Origin of the sequence: Corynebacterium sp. MSK008 (assembly GCF_030232585.1) — a bacterium.
Lineage (GTDB): Bacteria > Actinomycetota > Actinomycetes > Mycobacteriales > Mycobacteriaceae > Corynebacterium.
Genome location: NZ_JASPJX010000011.1, coordinates 1 through 14588 on the forward strand (window position 1 = coordinate 1; position 14588 = coordinate 14588).

A 14588-nucleotide genomic window follows, 5' to 3' on the forward strand; every position below is an offset into this window, starting at 1 on the left:
CTAACCGCCTAACCAAACCCCCAACTTCATACCGAGCCGAAAGCACAAACGGCTACACCACTACACGGGACTTGACCAAGTATGTGTGCGCGTTAGGCAACTCAGCTCGTCTTCATGATGAACCAGCAGGCTACCTGATCTGGGGTGTAAGTGATACGCATGAAATCGTAGGCACTTCGTTCCAATGGGAGATAACGAAAGGCAAAGGCAACGAAGACCTATTCCCTTGGTTGCAGCGTGTGGTCTCCCCCACGCCGACGATCTCCTTCGAATCGGTCACAATCGAAAATAGAACCGTCGTACTCCTCCGGATTCCGGCTGCCCTTTCGGCCCCTTATGCCTACGATGGAACCCGTTACTTCCGACAGGGCAGCTACACAAAAAACTTAATGGACTTTCCAGATCGTGAACGCGAGTTGTGGAGGAAACTCAACCAGTTCGAGTTTGAAACCAGCAACGCCGCGGAAGGCCTCGAGCCCGAAGAGATCACCTCCCTTCTCTCCTCCGAAGCTTTCTTTATCAACCGGCCCGAACTGCCACGCAATGTTGGTGGCGCCCTCATCGACACAATGCGAGCAGCGGAGGCGATTACATACTCCCACGAATTGGGCTGGTGTATTCCTGCCTGGTCTGCTCTGATGTACGCGCGCTCACTCAAATCCTTCCCACACCTCGCCGGCTTAGCCCCTCGCGTGATGCACTTCGGTGACACATCGCGGACGCAACTCCAACGAGAATGGGAGTTTGACGAGGGATACGCCGCCTCGTTTAGCGAGATCGTGACCTTGGTGAACACGTTAAAACCCGGTGGAGAGACTATCGATCCAAGCGGACGCCGAATTGAAACCCCGCTGCTGCCCACTGTGGCATTTCGCGAAGTATTTGCGAATGCGCTCATGCACCAGGATCTGGAACAGCGCGGCCAGTACTTGACCGTTGAGATTTTCAGCGACCGCGTGGAAGTAACCAATCCTGGTACACCGTTGGTCGATCCTCAACGTTTTATTGACTCGGCTTCTACCACTCGTAATGCACACCTCGGCGAAGCGCTTCGCCTCGCACACTTCGTAGAGCAACGCGGAAGCGGCTGGGACAAGATCGTTGCGTCGCTGGAGAAAGAGCACTTTCCACCGGCACTCATTCGCGCAAACGGCACAACCACCGTCACACTGAGCGCCTACCGCCCCTTCAACCTAATGACTACGGATGAAAAGATCGAAGCCGTCTACCAGCATGCGTGCCTCGGGTTTCTGGATAATCGCGCTATTACTAACGCATCAATACGGCATCGCTTCGGACTCAGGGATTCGCAGGCCTCCCAGGCGACCCGACTTATTAACGCCACGGTAGACAAAGGCCTCATCCGGCTCTACGACCCAGATGCCGGACCACGCAACCGCCGTTATGTCCCTTTCTGGGCTGAGTAGTTTTCTTGCTCCGTAACCGAAAAAGGGCGCCAGCACAGGCTTAGAACCCCTTCACAAACTCCCCTACCTGCGGAAATGTTTTATTGCCTGTTTCTTGCTTCTCGGGCGCGTTTTAGGTTGGATCCGCCTCTCCGGCTCCGAGGCGTCGAAGCCGACAACCTCCCCGGCGTTGCGCAGGCGATGGCGAGCCCGTTCATGGTGACCTGGATTGTCTTGGGCACGAGGAAGGTCTCGCCACCGGCGTTAGCCGGCTGGGAAGCGCTGTGCCCGACCGAGACAACCGCGCTGATCAGCCCAGTCTCGCCTTCCATCCCCAAACGCCACCCCTCCCGTAGTCTCTGGGTGCTGCCTACGCGTCACCAAACGACTGCGCATCCGACAAGTACAGGGGTGACGCTCGATCCCAGCTATATTTTTCCGCTACATCAGAGCTCCACTACCTCATCTGAATTATTGGAAATAAACGCAGAATGGGTGGCTACGACGACTACTGCGCCTTTCTGAGCAAAATGGCGTAGATGTTTGAGAACGAGTTGCGCATTTGCTTTATCGAGGGCTCCGGTTGGCTCATCTGCTAACACTATTTTCGGCTGCGCGAGAATGAGTCGTGCCAAAGCGATGCGTTGTTGTTCACCACCAGAAAGTTCGCTCACCGTTCGCTTCTCGGATCCGCCAAGTCCGACTTCATTCAGCGCCGACTCCATTGTTTTGCGGGAGACGCGGGGGACAGCGATCTTGATGTTCTCCATCACAGAGAGATCGGAGACCAAACCGTAGTCCTGAAACAGATATCCGACGTTTGATCGCCGAAATTTGCGACGTGCGCGCGAATTCATAGATGCGATGTCGAGCCCCTCGAACTCGATCGTCCCCGAATCCGGCGTGGTCAGCCCACCTAACATATTGAGCAAGGTTGTCTTGCCGCTGCCGGAGGGCCCTGTGAGCGCCGTGATTCGACCTGCCCTAAACGTGGCTGTGAAAGCTTGCAAAACCGTCCGCTCGCCAAATGCGCAGGATACGTTGCTTACCTGAATTGTCATTGCGGTTCCCTACCTCCTCTTGCATCCCACCGCGAAGCAGCTTTGAGCATCAACCCCACAGAAACCATGAACCATACTGCGCCGAAACCTACTACTGCGACGATGGTGGATGGCGACCATTGATTTTCAAACCCGATACTCCAGGTTGACGGCACGCGGCTCTCGGCTTGAATCCAATGATCGCGAACCTTATAAAGCAGCCAACCAATCGTGGCTAGGAAGAATGCAACTTCGATAGCTACTGCTTCTTTTGCAACCCACCAAGGGCTTCGCCCACAAACATAGGCAACGTGGATTTTGCGCCGGTAGGTGACGCGAAAAGTAAGGACCGTGGCTCCGACCAAGACCGTCACAAGCAGGACTGATGCAAAACCATTCAGCCCCCACAGAGCCACATTCTGCTCGGCGGTGCGAATGCTCGCCTGCCATGAGTCTTCACGCGGTCTAAAGAAAGCAAGTGAGTTCCCGGTAGCACCCTTCAACATTTGCGAAGGCACGTCAGGGGAGACAGTTAGAAGGACTTGCTGGGATACCTTTGACATCAAGTTGTGGTCACCCAACGGAGCGAGGCCACGCGGGAGTATGACGAGAATCGGGTTATCGACTTGCGGACGGTAGTTAACGTCATAGGTGAATACCGAGCCTAAGCTGCAACCGTCCCGCCACTCTATGTCGGGCGCTGGTTCATTGGCATAGCCGGCCTCGAACTCGAGCGAATCCTCGATCACGTTTCTCGAGTGCACAGACAACTCTCCCGGCGAGCAGACCGTCACTACAGCACCATCCAACATCGACACTCCCGCCTGTCGCGCGAATTCCTGGTTCGCTAATAGAACTGGTGCCTCTAGTTCCACGGGCCATGTAATCCAATAAGGATCAACGAGGAGTACGTCTCCCGCCTCGTCGGCAACCCGGAATGGCGCTGCGGTCTCTGTATCTGACCAGTCTTCGAAGGCCGTGTTGACGTTCAACGCCAACTCTTGCGGCCCACGGTGCGCATCCCACATCCCCTGCAAGCGGTGACGCGCCTCGAGTTCCGCAGAAAACCCAACCAAGGTTGCAACCACACTGAGCGCAGCAACCAGGGTCACTCCGCGGACTGCAGTCAGGGCATATAGCATTGGCCGCGCGTGGATCTTGCCCTTGATGGATTGCGGTATCGATGTCCTGCGAACCAGAAACTGCCCACCTAGGTAGCCAACGAGCAAACACACAGACAGAATCACGCTGATCGTGAAATACATTCTCCAAAATACCCAGCTCTCCGCCCACCCGTTGTAGACATAAAGAAGGCCAGCAACAATCAGGGGGCTTCCGAGGTAGGCGATCGTAAGCGCAACGCTTTGGCGCTGAATTTCAATACGGGTCGTTTCTGCGACGCTGAGTCCAAGCAGTCGATGAACACCGACCTCCCGCGAGCGGGCAAGGACATGGCCCGCGCCTAGTACCAGACACAGGAGCACAGATAGGATCAGCAGAATGGGAATTGCCGAAGATGCAAAGATTTCGGAGAAGTAACTGGTAAGAGGCTCCGCGTCGAGCCCCTGTTCGGCTAACCACCGCAGCAAGTGTTGCTCGTCCGTCGCAGACCCTTTGATATGGAGAGGTTGCCTTGGATCAGAGTATGGAAAGTCTTCCAGCGGATAAAATATGTCAACTTCCCCACGTTCAAAGCGCGGCCGTTCCATCCGACCGCCGTCAGGCGGAAGCGAGGATGAGTAGACTCGTTGCTCACCACCAGAGACAGCGAGCGACGAGTAGTTAATCGCGATATCGAAGTCATTGCTTCGCGCAAACTCGGCCAGCTCGGTATAGAAACTCGCACGCTCCGAAGCGGTGCGATCTGATTCCACCTGTACCCCGTACTCACCCAGGTGGCCATCGATCGCTGAGTAAAGCCTCGCGCCGAGGAAAGCCACGGTAGTCGCCAGAATGGCCGTGGCGAATATCCCCACGGCTAATAGGCCTGATTTCAGAAGAGACATGCTCTAGCCCACATCTGTAGAGCCATGAAGAACTCTGTTGTGAAAGTAGTGGCCGTCGATGTTAGCCGTCGTCGCCACAGCAATACCCGCGCCAGCAAAGGTCGACGCTCCCGCCCGAACTACACCACCGATGCGGTGTCGATTTTGAATTTTCATGATTCCTCCCATCGGCAGATATTCAGCGGCGGAGGGGCTCCCACCGTATGACAATTATCAAACCCGAGATTTTGTTACACAAGTAGGAGAACCTACTTTTTATGATTTAGCACACTACGGGCCGTTAGGCCCTGCCACCAACGACGCAGAGCTGGACGAGATCTTCAGCCCGATCGCCAAGGACCTGCATGGCTACGCCCAGGCCATCGACACGAAGCCCCGGGAAGGTGTCGTGCGCGAGCCTTCGCTTATCGACGAGCTCCGCCCTCAACTCCCCTTTCCGTTCTTCCCAACGCCCCAGTTCATGTGTGCCTTCTCGGTCCATCCCCATGGCTCTTAGACGCACGAAAACCCGCCTCGGTTCCCCCACAGATTTATATTCAGCCAAACTCACAGCCCACACCCCATATAGACCGCTTGGTACACAATGGCAGACAAAGCGGACTAGATTGCACCTCATGACGAACTCGAAGCAGAAGTACGACAACTCCAACGCCAGCGAATGGTCGTTCGGCACCCGCTCCATCCACGCCGGCCAGCAGGTGGACCAGGATTACGGCGCGCGCAACCAGCCGATCTACATGACCACCAGCTACGTCTTCGACGACGCCCAGCACGCGGAGAACCGTTTCAACCTCTCGGATGCGGGCCCGATTTACACCCGCCTGACCAACCCGACGCAGTCCGCGCTGGAGGACCGCCTCGCCTCCCTCGAGGGCGGCGTGGCAGCCACCGCGTTCGCCTCCGGCATGGCCGCGGAGACCGCCGCGATCCTCACCCTCGCCCAGGCCGGCGACCACGTGGTCACCTCCCCGCGTCTCTACGGCGGCACAGAGACGCTCTTCCAGCACACGCTGCCGAAGCTGGGCATCGACTTCACCTTCGTGGAGAACCCGGACGATCCAGAGAGCTGGCAGGCTGCGGTCAAGCCGAACACGAAGGCGTTCTACGGCGAGACCTTCGGCAACCCGATCGCGGACGTGCTGGACATCCCGGCGGTTGCCGAGGTCGCCCACAACAACCAGGTCCCGCTGATCGTGGACAACACCATGGCCACCGCAGCGCTCGTTCGTCCGCTGGAGCTCGGCGCTGACATCGTGGTCCTTTCCACCACGAAGTTTTACACCGGCAACGGCGCGGCCATCGGCGGCGCAATCGTGGACGGCGGCACCTTCGACTGGACCGTCCAGCGTGACGGCGAGGACGTCTTCCCGCTGTTTACCACCCCGGACCCGGCCTACCACGGCCTGAAGTACGCGGACCTCGGCGCGCCGGCATTTGCGCTGCGCGCTCGCGCTGGCCTGCTGCGCGACACGGGTGCAGCCATTTCCCCGTTCAATGCCTGGGTGGCGCTGCAGGGGATCGATACGTTGGCGTTGCGCGTCGAAAAGCATAATGCGAACGCGAAGAAAGTCGCCGAGTTCCTGAGCACCCACGACAAGGTGGCCAAGGTCAATTACGCAGGCCTGGAGGGCTCGCCGTACAAGGCCACGCAGGAGAAGCTGGGCCTGAAGTACACCGGTTCGGTGCTCTCCTTCGACATCGCGGGCGATCAAGACGACAAGACCGCGGCCTGGAAGTTCATCGACGCGCTGAAGCTGCACTCCAACCTGGCCAACATCGGCGACGTGCGCTCGCTGGTGGTCCACCCGGCTTCCACGACGCACTCGCAGTCCGACGCCGAGGGCCTCGCGCGCGCCGGCATCACACAGGCCACGGTGCGCCTGTCCGTGGGCATCGAGGACGTCGAGGACATCATCGCGGACCTCGAGCACGGCTTCGCGGCGGTGTAAATGCTGGCTGCGGAAGGCGAGCTGGGCACCGTCGCCATCGGCGACGTCCACACCGAAGCAGGTGCGGTGATTCAAGATGCGCACATTGCTTATCGACGGTGGGGCGTCCCACGCGGTAGCTTCAACGGCAAAAACAACATCTTGCTGGTCGAGCATGCGCTCACCGGCGACTCCGACGCCGCCGACTGGTGGTGCGAGGCCATCGGCCCCGGCAAGGCGCTGGACACCGACGAGTGGTGCGTGATCTGCACGAACTCGTTGGGTTCCTGCTACGGCTCCACCGGGCCTGCCAGCGAGCACCCGGACGGCGGCGTGTGGGGGTCGCGCTTCCCTGCCATCACCATGCGCGACATGGTGCACGCCGAACGCGCCTTCTTGGAACAATTGGGCATCAGCCGTGTCCACGCCATCATCGGCGGTTCCATGGGCGGCGCGCGCACCCTGGAGTGGACTTTGCTCTACCCCGAGGCCGTGGACTACGCGCTGGTGCTCGCGGTTTCCGCCCGCGCCAGCGCCTGGCAGATTGGTATCCAGTCCGCGCAGATCACCTCCATCACCCAGGACCCCGACTGGCACGGCGGCAACTACCACTCCACCGGTTCCGCCCCGAACGCCGGCCTGGCCGCCGCGCGCCGCATCGCGCACTTGACCTACCGCGGCGAGCTGGAGATCGACGAGCGCTTCGGCACCTCCGCCCAACCCGGCGAGAACCCCCTCGGGCCCTTCCGCGAGGACGGCCAGCGCTTCGCAGTGCAGTCCTACCTGGAACACCAGGGCAAGAAACTCACCGAGCGTTTCGACGCCGCCAGCTACGTCACCCTCACCGAAGCCTTAAACCGCCACGACGTGGGACGCGACCGCGGCGGGCTGAACAAGGCCCTGGCCTCGTCGACGGTGCCGACCATGATCGTGGGCGTGGACACGGACATCTTGTACCCCTACCACCAGCAGGAACACCTCTCGCGCAACCTGGGCAACCTGCTCGCCATGGCGAAGCTGTCCTCCCCCGTCGGCCACGATGCTTTCCTCGTGGAAGCCCGCCAGATGGATCGGATCCTGCGCAACTTCATCACCCTGACCAAGGAGACTCCGTCCGCGCGCGAGGTCGCAGCGGAGCGCGGCGCCTACGACATCTAGAGGTCGATGATCTGCACCTCGGAGCCGTCCGAGGTGGCCAGGTAGGCCCTGCCCATGCCGACCCAGCCGGCAAACGGGGCGCTGGAAAGCGTGATGCGCTCGTGCACATGCCCGAACAGCCAGGCGCCGTACCCGCAAGCCGCGAGCTCGTCGCGGGCGCACGGCAGGCATGGGTTGTTGGAGTACTCCCCCGTCACCGAGGTGTGTAAAAGCCCCAGGTTCGGCGCTTTCTCCACCGGTGCCGGGAACTTTGCGACGAGCTCACGCGGGTCCCGGTCCACCTCCACCGCGGCGGTGTGCAGCGCCCACCCACCAGCCCGGATGGTCTGGGGCTCAGCGCCTGCGACCACCACCCCACCCGGAATGACCCCAGATAGGTCGTGGTGCACGTCGTGGTTGCCAGCGACGAACACGACGGTGTCGAACAGCTCAAGCCCGCGCTGGAAAAACCGGGTGACCTCGCTATACGTGGCGTCGGTGAACCGCTTGCGGTCGATCACGTCGCCGAGCATGACTAAATGCCGCGCACCCGCCTCCGCGCCGCGGTCAAGCGTGTCCAGGGCCCAGTCGATCCCGGGGCCGGTTTTCTTGTCGCCGTGCTGCTTGCGGCCCAAGTGGATGTCGGCGACAACGAGGATGGGATCGGCTGCGTGGTTGGGCATGGTGCAAGGATATCCGCGGGCTAGACGTCGCCCAGGAAAATCTGGGTGTGGCGCAGGTCGAAGATGTCCACGTCTGCGATTTCCCCGTACACCATCGGGTACAGCTTCTCCCGGTTGGGGAGGCGCGTCCGCTCGTACTCCTCGGGTGACTGGTGGTCCAGCACTACCACGAAGCGGCGCCCCGGCAGTACGTTCAGCCCGTCCTCAAGTTCCATCGCAAATTCGTCGTTGGCTTCTTCGGTCCAGCCGCGGGGAATGAGGTCCGTGATGTCGCGCGGCAGCCAGTGCCCAATCGTGCGGGCCAGCTCAATTGCCGCATTGACCCGCATCTCCTCGTTGAGCTCGGCCGCGCTGCGAGCCAGGTCGCGGGGCGTTTCAAACGTGCCGTCGAAGTTGCTCATCACCGATAGCGAGTACGCGTACATGTCCAATAGGTTGCGGCGGTAGACCCCGTCCTCGTCGAAGCGCGGGGAGTACACCAGGTTGTCCAGCTGCTTCGCGTAGGCGAGTTCGGTGTAGTACTCCACCGGGGTGTAGCCGCGTGTGACGCTGCAAAACACCTCGGCCGCCTCGCCAAGCTCTTTTAGCAGCGGAAACGCCTCGTTTTCCGTGTGGACGATATAGGTCAGGCGCATGCCATCGACGTAAATGGAGGTAGCAAGACGGGACCTGATCGTCCCGTCCGGGTACATCGGCACCGGGTAGACGGTGCGGCCCACAGCGGTATAGGTATCCACCTCGTCCGCGTCCAGCATGTTCACGCTCACGGCCTCGTGGTCCGGGGTGAGCGTTGCGGCGAAGCTTTCTGGCGTCTGCAAATCGTCCACAACCACGACGCGCGCTGTTGGGCTGCGTCCTAACAACCGCGCTGGCAGCCACGTCTCTAAGCAATCGTGAAACGCTTCGAGGTCATCCATGAGGAAGTTGCCGGCCGCCTGTTCACACTTCCTGGCCTGGTAGTAGGCGTTGGTAAAGCGCGGGTCCCATTCCTTGAGTACCTCGAGGTTGTCGGCGGCTTCCGCGAAGTAGCGGCGCGCCTGGGACGGGGTGGCGTCCACAGAATTGCGTGCGAGGTCCAGCAGCTGGTGGGTGTTGGCCAACACGAGGTAGGCGTCCAGCGACTCGGTGCGCCACGGCTCCACCGGCGTGTATTCGGACGCGACTGCCGTCAGCGTCGCCGAAAGCTCACGGGCGAATTCGATCTGCTGCGGCGACGGGGCGTCGTAAAAAAGCGACTGCACCATCACGGTCACCTCAACCCCGGCGCCGGGGACGTCGGTGGTGAGCGCGAAGTAACTCGGGCGGGAATCTGTCATGCGGGACCTCCTGGGGAAACGACAGCTTCAACCCTACGAAGCCCGCCGACACGTAGCACCCAGTTACCGAACTGACGTGCTACGACCCTAAGGAGTCCACCGACCAGGACAGCCACAGCATGGCCCCACCAAGTGCCGTGGTGAACAGCGCGTCGAAGCGCTTCGAGCGCACCGCCACCAGGCCGATGACCCTGGAGTCGCAGGTCAGACGCATCACGGTCAGCCAGAGCATGGCCGCGCCAAGGGTGAACGTGGCGCGGCGCCAGTGCTCCGTGGCCGCGTAGACGCCGGAGAGCACAAACCCCACCACGAACAGCGCGCCCATCGCCCGCTGCACCACAACGGGCAGCGGCGAGGCGGCGGCGCCGCGGTCGTGGGGGTTGTCCAGCGTCAGCCCGTCCGGAAGCTCCGTCCCAGGCAGCTGGATCTTGCTACTTGCCAAACCGGCTCACGCCCTAACTGGCGTCCTGGCCAATGCCGGCCTGGCGTTCTGCGTTTTCCACGATGTTGCGCACCAAAAACGTGCGCGTCATCGGGCCCACGCCGCCCGGGTTCGGGGAGACCCAGCCGGCCTTGTCCCACACGTCCGGGTGCAGGTCGCCGACGGTTTTGCCGTCGACGCGGGAGACGCCGACGTCGAGAAGCGCCGCACCTTCCTTGATCATGTCCGCGGTGATCATGTGCGGCTTGCCGGCGGCGGCGATGATCACGTCCGCGCGGCGGGTCTCCGCCACCAGGTCCTTGGTGCCGGTGTGGCACAGCACGGTGGTGGCGTTGACGTCGCGGGCGGTGAGCATCAGCGAGATCGGGCGGCCCACCGTCACGCCGCGGCCGATCACGCAGACGATCGCGCCGTTCAAATCAACACCGAAGCGCTCCAACAGTTTGATGGAGCCGTTCGGTGTGCACGGCAGCGGGGCGGGCTCGTTGAGCACGAGCTTGCCCAGGTTCACCGGGTGCAGGCCGTCGGCGTCCTTCGCCGGATCGATCAGCTCCAGGATGCGGTTTTCGTCCAGGTGCTTCGGCAGCGGCAGCTGGACGATGTAGCCGGTGACGGCCGGGTCGTTGTTCAGCTCGCTGATAAGCTTCTCCAGCTCCTCCTGAGTGCAGTCACCCGGCAGCTCCTTCATAATTGACGCAATCCCCAGCTCTTCGCAGTCCTTGTGCTTCATGCGCACATAGTTCTGGCTGGCGGGGTCCTCCCCCACCAGCACCGTGGCCAGGCCCGGGGTCACGCCGCGCTCAGCTTTGAGACGAGCCACGCGCTCCTTCAAATCCGCGAAAATCTCCTCGCGGTAGAGTTTTCCATCCAGTTTGATCGCAGTCACGGCCCCAATCCTAGACTGTCAGGCGTGCTCCACCTGATCTACGACAACCCGGCCATCGGCGGCAACGCCGGCGCCGCCATCCGCCTCGCCGCCAACACCGGGGCGCAGCTGCACTTCGTCGAGCCGCTCGGCTTCAACTTCGACGACAAGCACCTCAAACGCGCCGGCCTGGACTACCACGACCTGGCGGACGTGATCATCCACCCGGACATCGACGCCTGCTTCGATACCATCCCCGATTCGCGCATCTTCGCGTTCACCGCGCACACCGAGCACCACTACCACGAGGTGTCGTACCAGGACGGCGACGCGCTGCTGTTCGGCAACGAGGCCAACGGCATCCCCGACGAGCATTTGGCCCACCCGCGGATCACGCGCCACGTGCGCATCCCCATGCTGCCGGCGCGGCGCAGCATGAACCTGACCAACTCCGCGTCAGTCGCCATCTACGAGGCGTGGCGCCAGCTCGGCTTCGTCGGCGGGGTCTAGATCTTCGAGTACCGATTCCAGACGATCAGCAACCAGTAGCTGGACATGCTCGTCTGTAACCTCAGATGAGCCGACAGCGACCAAGAATCCTTCTTCGTTTCTCACGATTCTTGCGACCATGTGCCCATTTTAGAGCGACTCGCCGTCTACGAGGCGTGGCGCCAGCTTGGCTTCCTCGGCGGTATCTGACAAGGGGTCCGTGACCTGCATCGGCGGGAGCTTGCGGGCCCGCAGCTTATCGACGATTTCACGCGCCTGCTCCTCCCCCACATCGCGCAAAGAAACACTGAACGGGCCGGGCACCATGTCGAGGTCGACGTTGGCCAGGCCGAGGGCGCGCTGCAGCGGGCCCTGCTCGAACGCCAGCTCCTGGATGTGCGGGGTTTCCACCATCTGGTACCAGCGGCCCAGCCGGCCGGCCGTCGCGGCGACTGCGCCGTCGCGGATGGTGACGGTCTGGCGTTTCCAGTCGATCGGCGAGACCCATCGGGCGCTGCGCGGCGAGCGGTAGTCGGCACGTGCGAGGTCCGTCAGGTCGTTGCCAGTCATTGGCCCGATGGCGTCCACCATCGCTTTCGCCTGCTCCCACGTGCCCACCGGCAGCAGCTTCGAGGTGCCGGTCTGCTTGTTGCGCTCCGAGCCGTAACCCGCCACCACAACGGAGACGGTCCACCAGCCGAACAGCCGCCAGAAGATCGGTTGGCGCAGCTGCACCGCGTGGATGCGCGAGCGAGGCACCGCTTGGCGACGGCGGTTGGCCAGCCCATAGGTCAGGTGGAACATCTCCCCCTCCTTGGTACAGGTGAACCGCCAGGACTGGTCGATGGTGCGCCAGATCCTTGGTAGAAACCCCACCAGCACCGGGAGAATTGCGGCGGCGGTCAGGTCCGTCCAAATCGGCACGAACGCCCACACGATGGTGAACAGCGTGGACATCTGGAACGCGGTGCCGATGAGCGACCTGCGGATCGGGATTGGGGGAACGAGGTTCGGGCCGGAGGCGTCGATAGGCAACTGCTTCTGTGGTCCCCCGATGCGGCGCAGCAATTGGGCGCGCACCTCCTCCGCTTCATCGCGCGGCAGGTAGGTGATTTCAATGGCGGATTGCGCGCTGCCGGCGGCCTCGATGCGCACCGACGCGAGGCCGAAGATGCGCGGCGCGAAAGATTCGATGACGTCGACGGCCTGGATGCGGTCGAAGCGCGCGGCGCGGACCTGGTTGGTCAGCACGCCGCGGCGCACCTCCACCTCCTCCTCACCGATTTTGAAGCCGCTGCGGCGCCACCAGATCTGGGAGACCGCGAAAAGCACCGCGAGCGCCGCGACGGCACCCGCCGCCGCCCACGCGATCTCGCGCCCGCCGACGTTTTCGCGCTGCGCCCAGTGGTAGATGGGCATGGTGAAGTTGAACAGCGCGATCGTGGCCAGGGCCAGCACGAACGCCCAGACGCGCAGCAGCGGGGTGAGACGGTGGATGCGGCGGTAGCCCTCCATGCCGGGCGTGGTGTGTTCAGTACTCACAGGCCGCTCATCCGCTCGCGGGCTTTGACGGCGAGGCGGTCGCGCAGCGCGTCGGCGTCCTCCGCTAGCAGGCCCGGAAGATCCGAATCCGACGAGCTCGACGCCGTGTGCACCTTCAACTCCTTCAGGCCGAGGGAACGGGAAATCGGCCCGGACTCCACGTCCACGAACTGGATGCGCCCGTACGGGATCACCGTGATGGTGTGAAACATCTTGCCCTTGCTCAACACCAGCTCATTGTCCGTTTCCAGCCAGCCCATGTTGCGCACCTGGAACGGGATAAGGAAGAACCGCCAGATGAAAAAGACGCCGAAAATACCCAACGGGATGAGAAAACCCCAGCCCCACTCGCGGTAGCAGAGGTAGAGCCCGCCGCAGACGATGAGCGTCCAGATGGCGTTGCTGACCAACTTCGGCCACATCAGCTTCGGGGAGACCTTGTGCATCGTCTCCACCGAGGTGGGCAAAGGCTGCAGCGGTGCGTCGGACATGGCGCTCACGCTACCAGCCCGGGGTGGTGGGGCTGTTCCGGCGTAGATGCTTACTCCAGGATGCTTACCCGACGTAGATGCTTACTCCAGGATGCTTATCCATCGAGTGCGGCGCCCTGTACTGCTCTGGCCCTCTCGAGAAGTAAGCGTTTAGAAGTAAGCATCCTCGGGCGGTAAGCATCCTCGGGCGGTAAGCATCCTCGGGCGGTAAGCATCCTGGGGTAAGCATCCACCGCCAACACCCAGCGCACCCGCCCCGTGCACGCGCCCGTCACCGGAAATCCCGGGACCCGTGTGGACTACGACAATTTCTCCTGCTGCTTCGGTGCCGTCGACGCACTGTTCGGTATCCGCCCAGCGCAGTTTTACGGCAACGACGACACGCTAGAGCATCGGGCCGCCTCGCGTGCCAAACAGTTGCGACCTCCTGTTTCGCACTGTACGATCTCACCCACAGAGCCGGGTTTTCCGGCGAATAGGCAACGGCCCCCACCTCAGTTGTGGGGGCTGTCCTCATTTCAGTGGTGACTGGTTGAGCGCTTCTAAAATCCAGCGTTCACGCCGAAGCCACTCACCAAGTTTCGGATTAATCATTTTGCAGAGTTCCACGCTGTCTTGGTGCGCCTGTCTCACTGCATTCTCCTCCGAAATAATCGGCCTGTGATGCGAAGCTCGGTTTCGGATGGTCCGCAAATTATTTGCTCGAGAAGAAAAGTTCGTCTCGTCCGCGTGATTTAACCGTGGACGGATCGCTTCGACCCACAGCACGTGCCGAGGATTTCTGTCGCTTTGGTAGTGGGACGCCGGCAACAGCTGTGTCCACGATCCAAAACTTAATCCAGCCACATAATCATCATGGGTAGGATTCGGCCCAGCAGTTTTCAAATCGGCGAATGACCTCAGCGGCCTTTTCTGCTGTGCCACCACTGTCGCGAGCAAATCAACTGGGTCGGTAATCCACTCCCGAGTTCCGCCGTGCTGGATATTCCACTCCGCAAAACTTTCGTCGATGACTGTTCTCAGCTGCACCTCTGCAAACCCTGTGGTTCGGAGAATCGCAGCAGCAACATAGGAGTTCCAGAGATAAATCTGAGCAGCAAACAGCGGCCCTTTGTGCCCGGCGAGATCCATGTACCTTTGTCGTCTCGCTTCAGGTAGCGAGCCCAGAATGATCTCCGCCGAGGTTTTTGTCACCGGATTGGTCGAAATTTTCATTTTCCCCCTCTGCTCCACTTGTACCCCA

14 protein-coding genes are annotated in these 14588 nt (G+C 61.4%); 5 read left to right on the forward strand and 9 right to left on the reverse strand.

Annotation, left to right across the window (positions count from 1 at the left end):
- Window positions 1–1427 (forward strand): RNA/DNA-binding domain-containing protein (locus tag QP996_RS09325; RefSeq protein ID WP_284872371.1); only part of this gene is annotated, 1427 nt, incomplete at its 5' end.
- Between the two features lie 425 nt (window positions 1428–1852).
- Here QP996_RS09325 and ccmA read toward each other — a convergent pair.
- Window positions 1853–2467, reverse strand: coding sequence for a heme ABC exporter ATP-binding protein CcmA (gene ccmA / locus QP996_RS09330; protein WP_284872372.1), 615 nt, complete (start codon window positions 2465–2467; stop codon window positions 1853–1855).
- Window positions 2464–4452, reverse strand: a complete 1989-nt coding sequence (locus QP996_RS09335) for a bacteriocin-associated integral membrane family protein (protein WP_284872373.1) — start codon at window positions 4450–4452, stop codon at window positions 2464–2466. The genes ccmA and QP996_RS09335 overlap by 4 nt, the downstream gene beginning before the upstream one ends.
- 154 nt (window positions 4453–4606) lie before the next feature.
- On the opposite strand from QP996_RS09335, the gene QP996_RS09340 reads away from it, so the two are divergent.
- The 3 genes from QP996_RS09340 (at window position 4607) to metX (ending at window position 7538) form a co-directional block, all read left to right on the forward strand.
- Entirely contained in the window at window positions 4607–4948 is a 342-nt protein-coding gene (locus tag QP996_RS09340; protein ID WP_284872374.1) for a hypothetical protein, read from the forward strand.
- A gap of 118 nt (window positions 4949–5066) precedes the next feature.
- Window positions 5067–6401 (forward strand): O-acetylhomoserine/O-acetylserine sulfhydrylase, encoded by a 1335-nt coding sequence (locus QP996_RS09345; protein ID WP_284872375.1) that lies wholly within the window; start codon window positions 5067–5069, stop codon window positions 6399–6401.
- Entirely contained in the window at window positions 6402–7538 is a 1137-nt protein-coding gene (gene metX / locus QP996_RS09350) for a homoserine O-acetyltransferase MetX (RefSeq protein WP_284872376.1), read from the forward strand.
- On the opposite strand, the gene QP996_RS09355 is transcribed toward metX, so the two are convergent.
- The 4 genes from QP996_RS09355 to QP996_RS09370 form a co-directional block, all read right to left on the reverse strand.
- Window positions 7535–8200 (reverse strand): metallophosphoesterase family protein, encoded by a 666-nt coding sequence (locus QP996_RS09355; protein ID WP_284872377.1) that lies wholly within the window; start codon window positions 8198–8200, stop codon window positions 7535–7537. The two genes, metX and QP996_RS09355, sit on opposite strands and share 4 nt — an antisense overlap.
- A 20-nt stretch (window positions 8201–8220) precedes the next feature.
- The gene (locus tag QP996_RS09360; RefSeq protein WP_284872378.1) at window positions 8221–9516 is read right to left on the reverse strand and encodes a hypothetical protein; all 1296 of its coding nucleotides are present in this window, start codon (window positions 9514–9516) and stop codon (window positions 8221–8223) included.
- 79 nt (window positions 9517–9595) lie between these two features.
- The gene (locus QP996_RS09365; protein WP_502870220.1) at window positions 9596–9943 is read right to left on the reverse strand and encodes a DUF3017 domain-containing protein; all 348 of its coding nucleotides are present in this window, start codon (window positions 9941–9943) and stop codon (window positions 9596–9598) included.
- A 28-nt stretch (window positions 9944–9971) separates the two neighbouring features.
- Window positions 9972–10844 (reverse strand): bifunctional methylenetetrahydrofolate dehydrogenase/methenyltetrahydrofolate cyclohydrolase, encoded by an 873-nt coding sequence (locus tag QP996_RS09370; RefSeq protein WP_284872380.1) that lies wholly within the window; start codon window positions 10842–10844, stop codon window positions 9972–9974.
- Window positions 10845–10859: 15 nt separating this feature from the next.
- Between QP996_RS09370 and QP996_RS09375 the strand changes: the two genes are divergently transcribed.
- A complete protein-coding gene (locus QP996_RS09375; protein WP_284872456.1) occupies window positions 10860–11333 on the forward strand; it encodes a tRNA (cytidine(34)-2'-O)-methyltransferase in 474 nt (157 codons plus the stop codon).
- A 129-nt stretch (window positions 11334–11462) separates the two neighbouring features.
- Here the strand turns inward: QP996_RS09375 and QP996_RS09380 are convergent, their stop codons facing one another.
- The 3 genes from QP996_RS09380 to QP996_RS09390 form a co-directional block, all read right to left on the reverse strand.
- The gene (locus QP996_RS09380) at window positions 11463–12854 is read right to left on the reverse strand and encodes a PH domain-containing protein (protein WP_284872381.1); all 1392 of its coding nucleotides are present in this window, start codon (window positions 12852–12854) and stop codon (window positions 11463–11465) included.
- Window positions 12851–13345: a PH domain-containing protein gene (locus tag QP996_RS09385; RefSeq protein ID WP_284872382.1), complete on the reverse strand. Its 495-nt coding sequence runs from the start codon at window positions 13343–13345 to the stop codon at window positions 12851–12853. The genes QP996_RS09380 and QP996_RS09385 overlap by 4 nt, the downstream gene beginning before the upstream one ends.
- Window positions 13346–13858: 513 nt before the next feature.
- Window positions 13859–14560 (reverse strand): hypothetical protein, encoded by a 702-nt coding sequence (locus tag QP996_RS09390; protein ID WP_284872383.1) that lies wholly within the window; start codon window positions 14558–14560, stop codon window positions 13859–13861.
- Window positions 14561–14588 lie beyond the last annotated feature (28 nt).

What these genes read in the sequence shown, in the direction of transcription:
- ccmA (WP_284872372.1), bottom strand. Translation starts at nt 2,467, where the DNA reads ATGACAATTCAGGTAAGCAACGTATCCTGCGCATTTGGCGAGCGGACG.
- QP996_RS09335 (WP_284872373.1), bottom strand. Translation starts at nt 4,452, where the DNA reads ATGTCTCTTCTGAAATCAGGCCTATTAGCCGTGGGGATATTCGCCACG.
- QP996_RS09340 (WP_284872374.1), top strand. Translation starts at nt 4,607, where the DNA reads ATGATTCCTCCCATCGGCAGATATTCAGCGGCGGAGGGGCTCCCACCG.
- QP996_RS09345 (WP_284872375.1), top strand. Translation starts at nt 5,067, where the DNA reads ATGACGAACTCGAAGCAGAAGTACGACAACTCCAACGCCAGCGAATGG.
- metX (WP_284872376.1), top strand. Translation starts at nt 6,402, where the DNA reads ATGCTGGCTGCGGAAGGCGAGCTGGGCACCGTCGCCATCGGCGACGTC.
- QP996_RS09355 (WP_284872377.1), bottom strand. Translation starts at nt 8,200, where the DNA reads ATGCCCAACCACGCAGCCGATCCCATCCTCGTTGTCGCCGACATCCAC.
- QP996_RS09360 (WP_284872378.1), bottom strand. Translation starts at nt 9,516, where the DNA reads ATGACAGATTCCCGCCCGAGTTACTTCGCGCTCACCACCGACGTCCCC.
- QP996_RS09385 (WP_284872382.1), bottom strand. Translation starts at nt 13,345, where the DNA reads ATGTCCGACGCACCGCTGCAGCCTTTGCCCACCTCGGTGGAGACGATG.
- QP996_RS09390 (WP_284872383.1), bottom strand. Translation starts at nt 14,560, where the DNA reads ATGAAAATTTCGACCAATCCGGTGACAAAAACCTCGGCGGAGATCATT.